This is a genomic window from Thauera sp. DNT-1 (assembly GCF_055393985.1).
This window is the reverse complement of the sequence record NZ_AP043752.1, coordinates 701,436-718,218: the sequence shown is the minus strand read 5'-3', so window position 1 is coordinate 718,218 and position 16,783 is coordinate 701,436. Positions and strand designations below refer to the sequence as shown.

At 65.3% G+C, this 16,783-nt stretch carries 15 protein-coding genes and 1 CRISPR repeat array (1 of these 16 running past the window's edge); of the genes, 3 read left to right on the top strand and 12 right to left on the bottom strand.

Features of this window, described 5'->3' with window-relative positions:
- A CRISPR array of direct repeats spans window positions 1-418; the repeat unit is 29 nt; unit sequence GGGCCTATCCCCGCGGACGCGGGGGAGCC (it extends 3,271 nt beyond the left edge of the window).
- A gap of 59 nt (window positions 419-477) precedes the next feature.
- Genes cas2e through ACZ5PP_RS03375 form a run of 8 tightly spaced genes read right to left on the bottom strand, consistent with a single transcriptional unit; the run spans window position 478 to window position 9,037 of the window.
- On the bottom strand, window positions 478-789 hold the full coding sequence (cas2e, locus tag ACZ5PP_RS03410; RefSeq protein WP_464826757.1) for a type I-E CRISPR-associated endoribonuclease Cas2e: 312 nt from the start codon (window positions 787-789) through the stop codon (window positions 478-480).
- Complete coding sequence (cas1e, locus tag ACZ5PP_RS03405) at window positions 761-1,654, bottom strand: type I-E CRISPR-associated endonuclease Cas1e (protein ID WP_464826756.1); 894 nt, start codon at window positions 1,652-1,654, stop codon at window positions 761-763. Before cas1e ends, cas2e begins: the two co-directional genes overlap by 29 nt.
- Window positions 1,648-2,364, bottom strand: coding sequence for a type I-E CRISPR-associated protein Cas6/Cse3/CasE (gene cas6e / locus ACZ5PP_RS03400; protein WP_464826755.1), 717 nt, complete (start codon window positions 2,362-2,364; stop codon window positions 1,648-1,650). The genes cas1e and cas6e overlap by 7 nt, the downstream gene beginning before the upstream one ends.
- Window positions 2,361-3,071 carry a type I-E CRISPR-associated protein Cas5/CasD gene (gene cas5e / locus ACZ5PP_RS03395; protein ID WP_464826754.1) on the bottom strand — a complete coding sequence of 237 codons (711 nt, stop codon included), beginning with the start codon at window positions 3,069-3,071 and terminating at the stop codon, window positions 2,361-2,363. Before cas5e ends, cas6e begins: the two co-directional genes overlap by 4 nt.
- A 1-nt stretch (window position 3,072) precedes the next feature.
- Window positions 3,073-4,257 (bottom strand): type I-E CRISPR-associated protein Cas7/Cse4/CasC, encoded by a 1,185-nt coding sequence (gene cas7e / locus ACZ5PP_RS03390; protein ID WP_464826753.1) that lies wholly within the window; start codon window positions 4,255-4,257, stop codon window positions 3,073-3,075.
- 38 nt (window positions 4,258-4,295) lie between these two features.
- Window positions 4,296-4,826: a type I-E CRISPR-associated protein Cse2/CasB gene (locus tag ACZ5PP_RS03385; RefSeq protein WP_012585434.1), complete on the bottom strand. Its 531-nt coding sequence runs from the start codon at window positions 4,824-4,826 to the stop codon at window positions 4,296-4,298.
- Window positions 4,823-6,403, bottom strand: coding sequence for a type I-E CRISPR-associated protein Cse1/CasA (locus ACZ5PP_RS03380; protein WP_464826752.1), 1,581 nt, complete (start codon window positions 6,401-6,403; stop codon window positions 4,823-4,825). The genes ACZ5PP_RS03385 and ACZ5PP_RS03380 overlap by 4 nt, the downstream gene beginning before the upstream one ends.
- Window positions 6,404-6,406: 3 nt before the next feature.
- Window positions 6,407-9,037 (bottom strand): CRISPR-associated helicase/endonuclease Cas3, encoded by a 2,631-nt coding sequence (locus ACZ5PP_RS03375; RefSeq protein WP_012585432.1) that lies wholly within the window; start codon window positions 9,035-9,037, stop codon window positions 6,407-6,409.
- A 267-nt stretch (window positions 9,038-9,304) separates the two neighbouring features.
- On the opposite strand from ACZ5PP_RS03375, the gene ACZ5PP_RS03370 reads away from it, so the two are divergent.
- Both ACZ5PP_RS03370 and ACZ5PP_RS03365 read left to right on the top strand, forming a co-directional pair.
- Window positions 9,305-9,904 (top strand): DNA-3-methyladenine glycosylase I, encoded by a 600-nt coding sequence (locus tag ACZ5PP_RS03370; RefSeq protein ID WP_464826751.1) that lies wholly within the window; start codon window positions 9,305-9,307, stop codon window positions 9,902-9,904.
- A gap of 138 nt (window positions 9,905-10,042) precedes the next feature.
- Window positions 10,043-11,455, top strand: coding sequence for an aminotransferase-like domain-containing protein (locus ACZ5PP_RS03365; protein ID WP_012585430.1), 1,413 nt, complete (start codon window positions 10,043-10,045; stop codon window positions 11,453-11,455).
- On the opposite strand, the gene ACZ5PP_RS03360 is transcribed toward ACZ5PP_RS03365, so the two are convergent.
- Both ACZ5PP_RS03360 and ACZ5PP_RS03355 read right to left on the bottom strand, forming a co-directional pair.
- Window positions 11,450-11,758, bottom strand: coding sequence for a hypothetical protein (locus ACZ5PP_RS03360; protein ID WP_012585429.1), 309 nt, complete (start codon window positions 11,756-11,758; stop codon window positions 11,450-11,452). The genes ACZ5PP_RS03365 and ACZ5PP_RS03360 overlap by 6 nt on opposite strands.
- 2 nt (window positions 11,759-11,760) lie before the next feature.
- Window positions 11,761-12,354 carry a cytochrome c oxidase subunit 3 family protein gene (locus tag ACZ5PP_RS03355; RefSeq protein WP_041589849.1) on the bottom strand — a complete coding sequence of 198 codons (594 nt, stop codon included), beginning with the start codon at window positions 12,352-12,354 and terminating at the stop codon, window positions 11,761-11,763.
- 214 nt (window positions 12,355-12,568) lie between these two features.
- Here ACZ5PP_RS03355 and ccoG point away from each other — a divergent pair, with 214 nt between their 5' ends.
- Entirely contained in the window at window positions 12,569-13,966 is a 1,398-nt protein-coding gene (ccoG, locus tag ACZ5PP_RS03350; protein WP_464826750.1) for a cytochrome c oxidase accessory protein CcoG, read from the top strand.
- Between the two features lie 44 nt (window positions 13,967-14,010).
- Here the strand turns inward: ccoG and ACZ5PP_RS03345 are convergent, their stop codons facing one another.
- Window positions 14,011-15,348: a M48 family metalloprotease gene (locus ACZ5PP_RS03345; protein WP_012585426.1), complete on the bottom strand. Its 1,338-nt coding sequence runs from the start codon at window positions 15,346-15,348 to the stop codon at window positions 14,011-14,013.
- A gap of 450 nt (window positions 15,349-15,798) precedes the next feature.
- On the bottom strand, window positions 15,799-16,764 hold the full coding sequence (corA, locus tag ACZ5PP_RS03340) for a magnesium/cobalt transporter CorA (protein ID WP_004302118.1): 966 nt from the start codon (window positions 16,762-16,764) through the stop codon (window positions 15,799-15,801).
- Between the last annotated feature and the right edge of the window lie 19 nt (window positions 16,765-16,783).

Below are 16,783 nucleotides of genomic sequence, written 5' to 3'. Positions count from 1 at the left end.
CGCGCGAAAGAAGCCCAGGCCGAGGGCCTATCCCCGCGGACGCGGGGGAGCCGCATGGCGTGCGGTGCGCTCTTCCCCGAGCTGGGGCCTATCCCCGCGGACGCGGGGGAGCCGGAACCGACGTGATGTGGCTCAGCGCGCGAGGGGGCCTATCCCCGCGGACGCGGGGGAGCCCGCGCCAGCACCTCCACAATCTCCCTGCGGTACGGCCTATCCCCGCGGACGCGGGGGAGCCTCTGTATCTGCTTCTGGGGGCGTTGCTGTAACGGGCCTATCCCCGCGGACGCGGGGGAGCCAACTAATCGTGAGCTGTACGCCCACAGTGTCCGGGCCTATCCCCGCGGACGCGGGGGAGCCGACTGTATTCGGTCGATTGGCCCGTGACGCCGGGGCCTATCCCCGCGGACGCGGGGGAGCCTCTTGAAGTCAAGCTCATGACTCCAAAAGGAAAACTCAAGAAACCATGTTCCCAATTTGTTAAAGAGATTGAGCTTGCCGCCGCAGCCTGGCGACCCACATCCCATCCATCTCGACCAGTTCTCGCGGCGGCTCTCCGAGATGAGCGAGGCCGACGCCGCCAGTTTCATTGTTGTCGCGCCAGACCATGACGATGCTGCCGCGCGGCTCGAAGTCGTGCCACTCGGTGAGTACGTTCCAAGTCCGATCCCGCACGCCCTTACTCATGCGTGGCGATACGTACACCGTCGGGGCGACCTCAAGCATCACCGACGTCAGAAAGCCTCGAAAACGATCGGCGACATCACGCGTCACTATCACCACCAGCGGCATCTACTGCCTCCATGCGCAACACAACCTTGATCTTGTCGATCATCGATGGAATCACGGACTGCTTTCGGAAAACCAACGCTGCCTCGCGTCGTACCAGTCGGTCGATGGTGTCTGGCGCACCATCGAGTGCCTTGCGTGCCGCAGCAAAGGCGATCGGCAACGTGATCGAATCCCGAAACAGATCGGCAATATCGAGGACGAAGGATTGACCCGAGTCCTCGTGAATGAAGCCAAGCTGCGGAATTGCAGCCAGCGACTGTACCGCGATCGCCGCCGCGGCCTGCACTGCAGTCGCGGCATGATTGATTGCCTGATTCGGTGTATCGGCGGCTTCGGGCGCAGCGCGGTCGTAATGGCGACCGTTCCAGGGGATGCGATAGCGCTCGGCAGTTAGTCGGTAAAGCGTCTTCACGCGGGAGCCTTCGATTCCACGCAGCGTGTCCAGATCACGGTGAGGCAATATTTCGCCCAGGCGCAGGGCGTACATGCGGCGGGCGACGGCAATGCGCCGACGTGGATTGCCCCAAAGTTCCGCTTGCCGGCGTGCGACGTCCGAGCGGTCGGGCAGCAGGGCTGGCGCAGTGTAGCTGCGTACGCCATCCATACCGACCGCCGCCATTAGCGTCCCATGTCGCGCGAGCAGGCGCAGCGCGTCGTGGGTGACGCTGCTGCCTGGCCCCAGCAGGATCATCGATACGGCTTGATGCGGGATCTGATCGATGTAGGGCGTGAGGCTGTCCTTTCCCGCCATGAAGTGCAGGCAGCCGTCGATCACACACAACTCTCCGCGCTCAAGCCACAGCAGGCCGTGCCGGTCGGCGTGGGGGATGCGTGCGGTCTCAAGCCCAAGGCGACCTTTCAGCATGCAGAGGGTGGCCGCAGGAGCAGCATTCCGAATCCGAAGGCGCGATGGCGTCCGACCCCGCGCGCAATCAGTGCGGCGAAGCCCGCTGGATCGCGCACGGTGAGTTCGCCCGAAAACAATGCGTCGGGGCCCGTTACACGCTGAGCGGGGCGCCGGCCTACGACTGCGCTTCCCTTGCGCAAACTGGAAGTGAGCCGGAAACCATCCAGTTGCGCGTGGTCGACGTTTGCGGCGTCGCCGCGTGCCAACTCGCGCTGCAGCCATTCCAAGTAGACAGCTTCGCGCGACAGCTCTGTCTCCGCTACGCCGCGTTTCTCGATCTTGGAAAGGAAGACGTCACGTTCGCGCCCATCTTTCGTCCGCAGCACCGGCCGCACCCGCAACTCGAAACCTAGCCGCCTGCCCGCCGCCCAATCGGCCGGGAAGCTACGAGCAGCAAAGCGCTCGAGGCCCAGCACAGCGTGGACGTCGGGCGCGGCCATTTCGGCCGCCGTGTGGATACGGTCGACGTCTTGCCCACTGTAGGCCAAAAGGCCGCGCACGTCGCCAAAATGCCGGAAGGGCTTGGGCGCAAGGTCGCCGAAGGCCGCCGCCAGCAGTGTGTGCAGCGCGTAACCAAGGTCGTCACCACCAACGGTCAGTCCGAAGCGTGTCGCCCAGGCGGCGAGCCGGTGCGGGTCGGGGTGGCATTGCACAAGCGTCAAATTCACGTCCGCTCCTCCAACTTCAGGTTGCCCTCGCAAACGGGGCGCCAGCCGCCATGTACACCACTGGTCCAGTTGCGTTCATCGCAGAGGTCGATCTGGCGGGCGCCGGGGATTTCGCCTTCGCCGGCCGGCCACATCACGCGAGGTCGGGCGTTGGCAGCCAGTGGGGATGCGTCTCGTAGCGCAGTGAGCACGTCCGGCGCGTCGATCCAGCCTGCAAACAGCGGCGCAGCCGGCAGGCAGGGCTTGCGCCCCAAGAAAAGTGGGCGGGCTGGGCGCTGCAGGGCACGGGCAACCGCGTCCAGCGTAGGGGTTTCGTCGGCGGGTTCGAGGCGCAGGGCGATGAGGGTACTAGCGTCGGCGTGGTAGTCGCGGTAACGCAGGTGCTGGCCCTTGTAAGTACCGTCTCCACCCGCGCGCCCCTCCGGTTGGCCGGTCGTCGTCCAGCCGCGATCGTCATGCCCGAGTTTGGCGGTTTGGAAATCAGTGAAGCGCGAACCAGCACGGTCGAGTCGTGCCCCGAACACGACACGAGACTGAAGTCGGTCATGCGCTTCAGCATCCTCGCGCCGCCAACCGAGTGCATTGGCGATCAGACCGGTCAGCATCGACTGCGCCGGGAAATCGCGGATCACGCCGAGGTTGTCGATCGTCTCGCCGCCGAAGGCCATGAGCGGACCCTCGAGGCGGATGAGCAGGTGTGTCGCCATCTCAGCACGCGCCATCGCGAACCGTTTGTGCGATCCACTCACCCAGCTGTGAAAGCGTCGCACGCTCAGCCGCAGGAACGGTCAAGTCGTCCAGTGACAGGAACCGGCGCGCCGTAGGCATTCCATAGGCTGCGTCGAAGGCGGCGATCTCGTTCGCAAGTTTGCTGGCGGCGCGGGCGCGGATCGAAGAATCGCCCTTGAGCGGCATTGGATCGTGGAAGGCCGCTGCAAGGCTGCGCGGTTGCCAGTCACCGGCCTCTACCAATACGAACTTTGCCCAGTCGTATGGCGCAGTGGACCCGCGCTTGGCGCCAGGGCTCACAGTGGCGATCAGGTGCAGCAAATGTTGGGCGACCTTGCCGGCCAACTCACGCTTGTCGGCCCCAGTCATGAAGACATCCTCGACTTTGATGCCCTCGAGGTTTGCAACGAGTTGCGGCACGTCGATAACCACGTATCCGTAGTACAACCCCGAGGCGAGTTCGGTATCGAAGATGCCGGCCGAGCCCGCACCATCTTCCGCCTGGGCAAAATCATCGACTACGGTGAAGTAGTCGTTTTCGACCTGCGCTTCATGCACCGTGAAGGCGTGGGCGACCGACACCGATGCGTCGCGGTTGGCAAGCAGGTCAGAGGTAACCATGCGACCGAAGAGAGCCGATTCGAGGCCGCTGCCGAGCTTCATCGCCTCGATGTTCTTCTTTTCCTCTTTGAGGAACTTCGCCACCTCTGCCTTCAGCGCGACTGGATCGGAAAAGTCGCCAGTGATGTCTCGGCAGCGGCGCGCAAGGTAAGCGATTTCTTCGTTGCCGAAGAGCACCGCCTGCCCGGTTTGAAGTGCCTTGACGCCTTCCTTCTTCTTGTCGGCCTTCTCGCCGAACAGGGCCTCAAGCAGGGCCTCGGCGGTAGCGTAGGCGCGCGCTTCGTCGATGCCTTGCTCGATAAGGCGTTGGCGAATCAATTCGGCGACGTAGCGTGTGCGCGTGGCCATCGGCACGCCCAGTTTCGCCAGCGAAAACGCGTCGTCGGCGACGCGCCAGTGGCGCTTGAGGCACTGTGAGGAAATGCGCGTTCGGATCGCGCCGCCGTAGGGGAGGCGTTTTGCGAGTCCGGCATCGTCACGGTTGAGCAGGGCAGCGGGGTAGGTGTGCAGGGTGTGGATCTGGATGAAGCGCGGGAGACTCATGGCGATGTCCTGTCGGTGTTCGATCGTGTGGATTCGGTTCAGGAATGGGTAGTCGAGTAGTAACTGCCGGCGATACGTAGGCGTAGGGTCTCGGCACGGGCTTCGTCGTGGTCGGTGGCGAGAATCAGCGCACCGAACTCAAGCCAGTTGGGTGAAGTGCTGCGGCTCGCCATCAGCCGCACCACACGCGGCACCTGCTGGCTAAAGGCGTCACCGCGCGCAGTAAGCAGACGGGTGACACGGCTTTCGGACACTGCGGCGTGGGCGAGTTGGGTCCCGAGTCGGGCGGAGCCGTCGTGACCTGCCAGTGCCATGCCTTGCGCCAACAAGGCCCAGCGTCGCCAGGTTGTGTGCTGCCAGTCATCCGGTGTGATGCCGGCCAGCACCAGCGCATGGGCTAGCGCACCGATCTGGTGAGGCCGCGGCGCCTCGGGATCGAGACGTGCGAGCGCGGCCTGCTCACCCGTGTCGAGTGCGTTGGCGTCCCCGCGGAAGTGCTGCCGCCGCGTGATGACTTGCGCAAGCCGACCTAGCGGTGATGCGGGCGGTGTCGTGTCGGTCTGGTTCATAACGCGGCCTCCTCTGCCGCTTGGTGAGAGCGAAGGTGCTGTGCGAGTGCGACGAGTTCAGGGTGTTTGCCACTGCGTAGCGCGCCATGAAAATAGGATAGCGCCCGCGACCGCGCACGATATCGACGCTCGCCGCTTTGGGGGCCGATCGTGAAAGCGCCCTTCAGCACAACTTCGGCGCGTTCAGCGAGCCCGAGCATCCACGCGAGCCGCTCGGCGTTCCTGTCCTCGGTTTCAATCTCTCGATTCAGGTCCTCGAAAAAGCGCGCATCTTCGGTGCGTTCAAAGGCTCGTATGAAGGCTTCGATCTGCTGTTTGGCAGTGCGACGGTCGAAATCGATCTTCTCAGTACCGGCTTCGAGCAAGTAGAACAGTGCGGTGCGCAAGATAGAACCACGCATCGTCGCCACAGCTTTCACTCGGGCAGCGGCGATTGCTGCCGGAAGGTCAGTCTGTCCACCACGCAAATAGCCGATGGCCTTTTTCGTGAGAGGAATTCGGCGCTCGTGGTAACCCTCCGTCTTACCCTGGCCTCGTACCACCCCTTGTGCAAGCAGAGAAATTCCCGCGATGCCATCTTCTGCGCGAAGTGCTTGAGCGAGGGTCTTACGGTACTTCGAGCCCCATGCTAACTCCGCAGCAAGGCCGTAGTTGAAACCTTCGGCACCAAGCGTAAGCGCTTTATCTTCTTCGACCGGCGTCCATGCGTCGCCAGTGACACCCTTGCGCGCCGCCGCATCTACGCGCGCTACAGAGGTTCCAATTCCGTGCGCCTTCAGGCGGCCATCCGAGTCAAGGACAAATCGGATCCGCCGACAGATTTCGATGTAGAACGGGTCGAGCGCCGTGAAGGCGAGGCTCTTTGTGCCGTCCCATGGGGGTATCCAGAGCAGTGCCATGCCGCCGTCGCGCTGAAAACCTATGGTCTCGGTGATGTCGTCACGTTCGGTGAGAAGTGCGCCAATATCGCGTCGCCATCGCACACCGACTCCACCTGCGGGTGCGACGCCGAGGGCGGGACGGCTCGAAAAACCTCCGTTCATGCGAGAAATGCCGTAGTTCCCTTTCCCGAGGAACCCCTCTTGCGTTTGCAGGCTTGCCAGGGCAAACAGCCAGTCGTCCGCCTCCGCGTGCCGCATTCGCTCGCTCTTAAGATCATGGTTCTTCGACGTGACCAGCATGTCGAGTGCGTCAGGGGTGGCAATGTATTTCCAACCATCCAACTTTCCGCTTGGCACAGGGGGTTGAAGGAAAGCTGGACGGTCGTGCGGGGCAACGAGGCAAAAGGCGCAACCGTCCGGATGATTGGGCGTCAGAGCGAGTAGTGCCGCGCGCCAATCGGTAGCCTCATCCCAAGGACAGTCCTCGTCGGCGGCGTGCAGCGCAAGAGCGGCCAGTTGCACCAGCAGCGCGTGCCAGGGGTGGCGCTGATGGGGGCGCAGTGCAGGGTAGTCGCGCACCGCATCACGACCGAGGGCAACCAGGAGTTGCGGCAATGTGAGTCGTTGCGGTTGCCCACCGAGATCGCGGACGCGAATCAGCGGTTCGTCGAGTAGGTTCAGACGGGTGCGGTCCATTCGTTACTCCGAGGCGGCAGTTTGCGGAAGTTTTTCAAGGCCGATGCGGCTGTAGCGATAGTGCGTGTCGGCCAGGCGGAACCTAAAGCCGCCATGCTCGACGACGATCTCGTCGGGTAACGCTTCAAGTGGGAGGGCGCGCGGCAGCAAGTGGTGCCTAATTGGAAGCTCCCGCACCGTCCGGCCAAAAGGCCCTTGGAGGGGCGAATCGAAAGTGAGCAGACGGTCAGCAGCGCCGAGGCGTGTTGCGAGCTTTACTTCGTCGGGGAAGCCAAGTTCGACGAATGCGGTGTCGAGGGGCAGGAGTCCCAGCTTGGCGCTGGTGCGGCGGGCACCCGTGTCGCCGTCAATCTGCTGACCATGTGTCGCCCAAGCTGTGTCCAGCGATTCGATGGCGTGCAGCGCCTCCGGGTGCGTGGCGGACTCGACCAGTCGCCGGTTGTCGGCCGGGATGCGGACCTGAGATTCGGAGTGAATCAGCTTGCGCGTAGCTTCGAGGATGCGGGTGTCGGCATACACGCCGCCGCCGTCGTGAAAGCGGCCGAGTCCGTGCCGCGGGCGGGTAAGGCACGGTGTGAGGTCGCCCCCTTCGGGCGTCAGCACAAGCACACGCGCCTCCCTGAACGCGTTGGGTCGAGCCTCGACGGGGCGCATATGGCGATGTAATCGGCCGATGCGCTGCAACAGCACGTCCATCGGGCACAGGTCGGTGATCAGGAAGTCGGCGTCGAGATCCAGGCTTTGCTCCAGCGTCTGGGTGCCGACCACGATCAGCGGTCCGCTGGAGCGTCCTTTGCCGAGTTGGGCTTCGACCGTCGCGTCGAGCATGAGCCGGTCTTCGCGCGAGAAGCGGCTGTGATGCAGCGTGATGACGCCGTCACGATTGAAGAGCCAGGTTACGTTGGGTGTGGCCGCTTCGAGCGCTGCAAGGGTGGCGACGGCTGCCGGCACGGTGTTTCGGATCACCAGCACGCGGGCGCCCTGTTCGGCGGCTTCGAGCGCAAGGGCGGCGACGCGCTGCGGGTCATCGATGGCGTCCTCACACTGCCAGGCGACCCGCTTCTCTCGCGGTGCGCCGCTTGTGGAACGAATGCCCCAAGCATCGCTTATGGCAGGGTAGGGTAGGCCGCTCGCTTGGGCGAGTGACGGCAGATGCTGCGCCTTGCGGTTGCCGGCAGCGAGGTAGCGAGTCCGGGCCGCTGCGCCGAGTGTCGCGGACAACAGTAGCGTATGGCCGCCGAGCGCAATTTGTGCGTTGATGAGCTGTTCGATCAACACGGCCATGTAAGCGTCCGATGCGTGCACTTCGTCGATGACAAGCAGCGAACGCGCCGTCAGCGCATGGCGCAAGTGAGCATGCTTTACCTGCAGCGTGCCGAGCAGTGCCTGGTCGACCGTGCCGACGGCAACCGGTGCGGCGAGGAAGCGCTTCGAACTCTCGCCCGCCCATCGCCGACCCGCTTCGGCATCGGACGGATCGTCGCTCCACAACACCTTGAAATCGGGCAGCGCCCGAGCTGTTTCCCCATCCGCGGCGGCATAACCGGCCAATGCCCGAACCGCGAGCGGAGCGCCCTCGGGCCAAGCGCGCGAAAGCGCCTCGCGCACGCGCCGGTAGGCCTGTGATGCGGCCACGCGGGTCGGTAGGGCAAAGTAAAGCCCGTCGACTGCGCCACGCGCGAACAGATGAAGGTAGCGCCACAGCGCGGCTTCGGTCTTGCCGCTGCCAGTCTCGGCTTCGAGCACGACAACCTGACCAAGCGCCGGGTCGGACATTGCGGACTGGGCGGGATAGGGAGTGGTCGTATCGAATACGTCGCCGAAATCTGGTGATGCCTGCTCGAACCGCTTACGGCAAGGCTCAGGATCGAGGCCGATCTCGCGCACCGCTGTCGATGCCAGTTCACGGCTATTGCCGATGCGATCTCGATCGCCCACATTCGTGAAGGGGAAAAATCGAGTGTCCGAACCCAACCAGTCGGCCAATTGGACGAGGCCGGCGAAGTAATGCGCGAAGCGCGGCGTATCGGGAAGTGGCAGGCCCCCTTCGACGAATGCCTCTGGAACGAAGCGTTGGAGGGCGGCGCCAATGCTCTTTAGTTGTTCGGCGGGGTCATACTCACCTTGCCTGGACCAATGGATCCTGGCGTTGAACCAGTCGGGTGCGTTGGCGATCGGCCGTCCATGGTGCGCAATGCTGGCGCGTAGCAAGTTGTCCAGGGTCTCAGGCTTCCCCCAGCCGCAGATTTCAAGAATAGGCAGGTGCAGTAGCAGCGCCTCGGCTTCGTCGCTGTGATTACTTGCTTCGAGCAGCGCGATTGCCTCCGCGCTGTGCCCGGCGGTCAGCCTGCCGCGCGGCCGTTCCTCGTTTAGCCAGCGCTTTGCCTGGAACCCCGCGTTCGCTTTGCCAAGGTCATGAAGAAAGGCGAGGGCAGCAAGCCGCGCGAAGTCACGATGGTCGAGGCTACGCCCAGCAACTGCCTCGATGGATCGGCGGATGGCTCGGCATGCGCACAGCGCCTCAAAAACGGCCGCGACGTCCGCTAAATGATCGACCAGAGGATGCCATTTGATAGCGTCCTCGGAACGGTCCAGCTTGCCAAATGCGAAGGCTTCACTCAGGTTATGGCGCATCGGATTTGTTTCATCCAGCCTCGATATGTCCGACCAACATGCGTTGGTGATACAACGCATTGTGCCCTGAATATCTAGTTCGGGAGTACCGGCCTGCTCCGGTTCAGCAGGGCTGGCAAGATCCCATGGAACAGGGCTTTGGCCGAACAGCACATGGCTTCAAAAGGACTCTCCGACGGTATCTTCATTAGTCGCCGAACTTCATCTAAACCTCGAGCGCAGCGCCCGGGACTAGAATCCACGACTCCCTCAGGAGGAGCACCATCCATGTCCGAGCGCTGCGCCTGGTGCGGCACCGATCCGCTCTACGTCGCCTACCACGATACCGAGTGGGGCGTGCCCAATCACGACGACCGCCACCTCTTCGAGATGCTCGTGCTCGAGGGTGCGCAGGCGGGGCTGAGCTGGATCACCATCCTGCGCAAGCGCGAACACTACCGCCGCGCCTTCGACGGCTTCGACGCCGAGCGTGTCGCGCGCTATGGCGAGGCGGAACTCGCGCGCCTGCTCGCCGACGCGGGCATCGTGCGCAACCGGCTGAAGATCGAGTCGGCGGTGGCGAACGCGCGCGCGACGCTGGCGGCGCAGGAGCGCTTCGGGTCGCTGGATGCGCTGCTGTGGCGCTTCGCCGAGGGTTCGGTGCCGACCGCGCCGCCGCGCAGCCTGGCGGAGATTCCGGCGCAGACGGCGGCGTCGCAGGCGATGAGCCGTGAGCTGAAGCGCCTGGGCTTCCGCTTCGTGGGGCCGACGGTGTGCTACGCCTTCATGCAGGCGGTGGGGATGGTCAATGACCATGTGGACGGGTGCTTCCGCCAGCGCGAGATCGCGGCGCAGCGCTGCGCGACGTCACCACCCCCCAGGCCTTGAGCCGGTTGCAGGAACGCCTCGCGGCGTTGCCGTGCAGGCTCTGGCGCAGCCAGGCGGCATCGCCTGCTTGCGAAGCGGCAGCGATCGAAGTGATCCATGGCAAGGCCGGGTTCGCTGCGCATCGCTAGGATCGTCCCCATGAGCCTCTACCAGGATTTTGCCGACCGGACCGCACAGCGGATCGCCGAGGGTGTCTTGCGCCCGGGCGACAAACTGCTCTCCGTCCGCCAGGCCTGCAAGACCCACGGCATCAGCCCGATCACGGTCACCCAGGCCTACCACCTGCTCGAGAGCCGAGGCCTGATCGAGGCGCGGCCGAAGTCGGGCTACTTCGTGCGCGCCCGGCTTGGCAGCAGACTGCCCGAGCCGGAGATGACCCATCCAGCGGGCGGCTCCACGGCGCTCGAGGTCAGCGACTTCATCTTCCAGATCCTCGACAGCGTGCGGGACCCCGCCATCGTGCCGTTGGGGTCGAGCTTTCCCGACGCGCGCCTCTACCCGCTCGACAAGCTCGGGCGCTTCCTCGCGGCAGCGGCGCGTCACCTGGATCCGCTGGCAACGGTCACCGACCTTCCCCCGGGCAACGACGAGCTGCGCCGACAACTCGCGCTGCGTTACCTGGCCCATGGTGCCTCGGTTTCGCCGCAGGAGATCGTCGTCACGTCGGGTGCGATGGAAGGGCTCAACCTCTGCCTGCAGGCCCTGACCCGACCCGGCGACCTGATCGCCGTCGAGTCGCCCACCTTCTATGCGGGGCTGCAGGCCAGCGAACGCCTGGGACTCGAGGTCATCGAGATCCCGAGCCACCCGCGCGAAGGGGTGAGCCTGGATGCGCTGGCCGATGCGCTGCGCCATCATCCGATCAAGGCCTGCCTGTTCATGTTGAACTTCGCGAACCCGACGGGAAGTCGCGTCCCGGACGACAACAAGCGTGCGCTGGTCGAGCTTCTCCACCAGCATCAGGTCCCGCTGATCGAAGACGATGTCTACGCCGAATTGTATTTCGGACCCGAGGCGCCGCGATGCAGCAAGGCGATGGACACGGAGGGTCTGGTGCTGCACGTGTCCTCGTTTTCGAAGTGCCTCGCGCCGGGATACCGTTTGGGTTGGGTCGCGGCGGGGCGTTACGCCAAGGAGGTGCAGCGGCAGAAATACTCGACCAGCCTGGCGACGGCGGTCCCCATGCAGATCGCGCTGGCCGACTACCTGAAGCATGGCGGCTTCGACAATCACCTGCGCCACTTGCGCCGGCAACTTGCGCGCCAGGAAGCACAACTCCTGGCCGGCATCGAAGAACACTTTCCCCCCGGTATCCGCCTGGCTCGTCCGGACGGCGGCTATTTTCTCTGGCTGGAACTGCCGCCTCGGATCGATACGCTGCGGCTGCACGAAGAGGCGCTCGCGCAGGGGGTCAGCATCGCACCGGGGCCGATCTTTTCCGCCAAGCGCGAGTTCTCCAATTACCTGCGGCTCAACTTCGGCCATCCCGCAACAACTCGCCAGGATGATGCGCTGGCGACGCTCGGTCGGCTGATCAAGCGCCAGCTATAGGCTTGCGAGGCGGGCGAAACCGTCGCGGAAGAAGGTCGTCAGCACGATCGCGATCGGCGTGAAGGCGATGAAGAAGCGCAGCACGTTGCGAAGGAAGGGGTGAGTCCGTTCCGCCTCGATGAAGTGGCGCGCGACCAGGTGGCCCTTGATCCAGATGATTGCGGCCACGATCCACTGGACGGCTTCCTGCCCCCAGACACCCTTGCCGAGTTGCGGGCTGACGAGGGTCAGCCCGACCAGGGCCAGCCAGGTCAGGACCAGGGGCCGGAGTGAAGTGGCGGGTTTGCGCTCGATGGAGTCCATGATCAGGCCAGCACGTAGAAGAAGGGGAAGATGACCAGCCAGATGATGTCGGTGGCGTGCCAGTAGCTGGCGAGCGCTTCCAGACCGCTGTGCTCGTCGGCGGTATAGATTCCGAATCCATGCCGGGCGAGGACCCAGAGGATGCCGAGGATGCCCCAGAAGGCGTGCACCATATGGGTGAAGGTCAGGTAGTAATAGACGGTGAAGAAGATGCCCGACTCGCCATCGATACCGTGCGCGAGGTTCCACTGGATCTCGAGGTATTTCGCCACCGGATAGCCCAACGCCACGATCAGGCCCGCGATCAGCCAGCCGATCGATTCGCGCCTGCGCCCGGTGCGCAGACGGGTGACCGAGCAGGCGATGAAAAAGCTGCTGCTCACCATCAACAAGGTGATCACCACGCCGGCCGTCTGCGAGAGCCGCTCCGCCCCGGAGTGAAAGGCGTCGGGAAAGTGCGCGCGGGCGACGAAGTACACGATGAACAGCACCAGGAATTCGACGAACTCGCAGCAGATCCCGACCCAGATCCCCTTGTTGCCGGGCACCCTGCCGGTGCAGGGGGGCGCGTCACCCGCGGTGGTGGGCAAACTCATCGTATTGGCGATCACGGTGTTCCACTCCTGATTCGATAGCGCGATTTTGGGCGTTTGCAGATGAGCGGACAGGAACAGTCGAGTGGATAGTCGTCCGGCACAGACGAGCTGTGGCGGCGGATCTGTACCTGTTCCAAATCGTACGATCTGCAACTGAAGCTGCGCCGTCCGGGGTGATGTACTCCAGGCCATCGTCAGAGCCGGAGCAGCCCGCATGAACCCACCCGTCAGCAAGGTGCGCGAAGCCAAGCTGGAGTTCTATCGCAAGAAGGGAAAGATCCACGCCAAGGCGGTGCAGGGCCGCTTCAACAGCCTGCGCTGGGCCATGGTCTGGCTCACCCAGGTCGTGTTCTACGGCGCGTGCTGGTTGCCGTGGACGACGGAGACCGGCACGCGGCAGGCGATCCTGTTCGACATCGTCGACGAGAAGTTCTACCTGTTCGACCTGGTCCTGTGGCCGCAGGACGCGCTGCTGCTGGCCGTCGTCCTGATCCTGGCCGCGACCGCGCTGTTCTTCACCACCGCGATCGCCGGGCGCCTGTTCTGCGGCTTTGCCTGTCCGCAGACGGTCTATACGTCGATCTTCGTGTGGATCGAGGCCAGGATCGAGGGCGACCACCTCGCGCGCCTGCGCCTCGACCAGAGCCCGATGTCGGCGCGCAAGCTGCTCATCAAGTCGGTCAAGCACGGCATCTGGGCGCTGGTCGCGGCGTGGACCGCGATCAGCTTCGTCGGCTACTTCACTCCCATCCGCGCACTGCTGCCGGCAATCGTCGGCCTCCAGACCGGCCCGTGGGAAACCTTCTGGCTGCTTTTCTACGCGAGCTTCACCTATCTGCAGGCCGGGCTCGCACGCGAGGCCGTATGCCAGCACATGTGTCCGTACTCGCGCTTCCAGGGCGTGATGATCGATCCGGATACGGCGAACGTCGCCTACGACGTCAAGCGCGGGGAGCCCCGCGGCGCCTTGCGGCAGTCGGGCGACAAGGGCGACTGCATCGACTGCGGAATCTGCGTGCAGGTGTGTCCGACGGGCATCGACATTCGCGACGGACTGCAATACCAGTGCATCGACTGCGGGTTGTGCGCCGACGCTTGCGACGAGGTCATGGACAGGATCGGCGCACCGCGCGGCTTGATCCGCTTCATGAGCGAGCGCGAGCTTGCCGGCCAGGCACAGGTTGCCCCAGCCTGGTCGCGGCCGCGGACCCTGGTCTATGTCGGCCTGCTGCTCGTGTTCGCCGCGCTCGGGGTGTGGACACTGAGCGAGCGCGTGCTGTTGCGGGTGGAAGTGCACCGGGATCGCGGCGCCCTCATGCAGGAGACGAGCGCGGGCCGGATCGAGAACAGCTACACCCTCAAGCTCATCAACATGGAAGAGACGACCCGCCAGTTCCGCATCGGCGTGAGCGGCCTGCCCGGGCTGCGGATCGAGGGCGCCGGCGAATTCACGGTCGGGCCGGGCCAGGTGCAGAGCGTCACGCTCACCCTGTCATCCCCGTTCGAAGGCATGCCGTCCGGCGTGCAGCCGATCGTGTTCGAGACGGTGGCGCTGCACGACGCAAGCCTTGCGGTGCGTGAGAAGGGCACCTTCATCCTGCCCTTCCGTTGAAATGGTGGCTCGTAGGCGCGGGATCGCGGCGGGCTGCTCCTGCGCTACTTCACCATCCCCCAGGCCTTGAGCCGGTTGTACGAGTACTGCGCGGCGTTGCCCTGCTGGCTCTGGCGCAGGTAGGCGGCGTAGTGCTGGGCGGCGGCCTGGCGGTTGCCCATGCCTTCGAGCGAGATGCCCTTCAGGAAGGTGATGCCGGCGTCGCCGGGGAGCAGGCGGTCGAAGCGGTCGAGGTTCTGGTAGGCGCGGCCGGCGTCGCGCTGCTGCAGGGCGAGCACGCCGGCGAGCTTGTAGGCCTGCGCCTCCTGCGGGTAGATCTCGCGCGCGTTGTCGGCGTAGTCCACCGCCTTCGCGGTCTGGCCCTGGGCCTGCAGGCACTGGGCCATGCGCAGGTTGCTGGCGTAGTCGCGCGGGGTCCTGGCCAGCGCGGTCTGGAATTCGGCCTGCGCCTTGGGGTACTGCCTGGCGGCCATCGCGGTTTCGCCGTTCTTGCAGGCGTCGATGGTGGGGCGGATGCGGCGCAGGCTGGCGGTGCTGTCCATGAAGCGCTCGCGGCGGGCGTCCAGGCTGTTGCTGATGCGGTAGCGCGCGTCGGCCGCGGCCTGCGCGGCCTGCATGCGCTCGCTGCTCATCGGGTGGGTGGAGAACATCGTCTGCAGCAGCGAGGGGGCGGATTTTTCCTCGGCAACCAGCAACTGGTGCAGGCGCACCATGCCGGTCGCCGGGTAGCCGGCCTTGACGAGATATTCCTGCCCGAGCGCATCGGCCTCGCGCTCGTGCTCGCGCGAGTAGCCGGCGAGCAGGGCGCTGGCGCCGATCTGTCCGCCCATGCTCATCAGCCCGCCCCAGTCGGAGCTCTGTGCCGCCACGTTGAGCCCGGCGAGCGCCGCCTGCGCGACCAGGTTCTGGCCCTGGCGCTGGGCGGCGTGGCGGGCGTTGACGTGGCCGAGCTCGTGGCCGAGCAGGGCGGCGAGCTGGGCCTCGTCGTCGAGGTCGGCGAGGATGCCGCGCGTCACGCCCATCGCGCCGCCGGGGAAGGTGTAGGCGTTGACGTAGTTGGCGTTGAGCACGCGGTAGGAGTAGGGCATCTGCGGACGGTGGGTGAGCGTGCCCATGCGCTGGCCGATGCCGGCGACGTAGCGGTTGACCGCCTCGTCCTGGATGGCGCCGAGGTCCTGCGAGAACTGGTGCGGCGCGACCTGTGCGTCGGTCTGCTTCTCCTGCGCCTCGCTCATGCCGACGAGGATGGTCTCGCCGGTGACCGGGGAGGTGGCGCAGCCCGACAGGCCGGCCGCCGCGCCCGCGCCGAGCAGCCACAGCGCCTGGCGGCGGGTGATGCGGTTGCGTTCGAGGCTGCGGGCGAGGTCGTCGAAGAAGCTCATGGCGTTCGCTCGTCGAAGGACATGCGGGGATTGTAGCGGCGCGGAGGAAAGGTCTGGGGCAGGGCAGGGGCGAGGGCGAGGGCGGAGGGTCTGAATCGCGACTCGCGTCGCTCCCACAAGACCCGCCGCACCCGACTCGCGTCGCTCCGACAAGATCGGCCGCACCCGACCGCGTCGCGGCCCTCCTGCAGGAGCGACGCGAGTCCCGATCGGGCGGCTGGGCTACGATGGGCGTCGATGGGGACCGAGGCGCTGCAATCGCGACTTGCGTCGCTCCTACGGCACGCCAAGCGGTGATTTGGAAGAGCGACGCGAGTCGCGATCGGCCGGCGTGCCGGGGATTTGTAGGAGCGACGCGAGTCGCGATCGGGCGGTGGAGCGGGAAGGGGTGTCGGCGGGACGGAGCGGCGGCAATCGCGACTTGCGTCGCTCCTACGCATCGGCTGCGCGCTACAGCCACCTTGCCTTGCGGAAGCGCCACCACAGGAAGGTGCTGGCGCTGACGATGATGCCGAGGCCGGCGAAGTAGCCGTACTCCCACTCCAGCTCGGGCATGTGGTTGAAGTTCATGCCCCAGATCCCCGCGAAGGCGGTGGCCACCGCGAAGATGCCGGCCCAGGCCGCGAGGCGCTTGCTGACCTCGGTCTGGTCGATGGTGACCAGCGAGATGTTCACCTGGATCGCGGTGCCGATGGTCTCGCGGACACTGTCGAGCGAGGCGTCGATACGGGCGAGGTGGTCATACACGTCGCGGAAGTAGTGCCGGCTCTTGGCGCAGACCTCGGGCACACGCCCGCTGTGCAGCTTGCCGGCGGCCTCCATCAGCGGCAGCACGGCGTGCTTGAGCAGGGTGACCTTGCGCTTGAGGCGATAGAGGCGGCGCATGTTGGTGTTGCCCGCACCCTTGGTGAAGATGCGCTCCTCGAGCGCCTCGACCTCGGTCTCGAGCTTGTCGATGAGCGGGAAGTAGCCGTCGACCACCGCGTCCATGAGCGCGTACAGCACGTAGCCCGGGCCCTTGGCGAGCATCTTCGGCTCGCGCTCGCAGCGTGCGCGCACGCCGAGGAAGTCGCGGGCGTGGTTGTTGCGCACCGACAGGATGTAGTTGGTCCCGACGAAGACGTGCACCTCGCCGACCTCGAGCTTGCCCTCGCGCTCCTCGATCAGGTGCATGACGACGAAGAGCTCGTCGTCGTACTCCTCGACCTTGGGGCGCTGGTGGCGGTGGTTGGCGTCCTCGACGGCGAGCTCGTGGAGGCCGAACTCCTCCTTCATCACCGCGAGTTCCTCGGCGGTGGCGTCCTTGAGCGCGACCCAGACGAAGGTCTCGGGTTGCTGGATGTACTCGCTGATGTCCTCGACCGGGATGTCGGCGAGCTTGCGGCCGTGCTGGTAGGCGATGCAGTTGATGAGCATGGTCGTGGGTCGCTTGCGC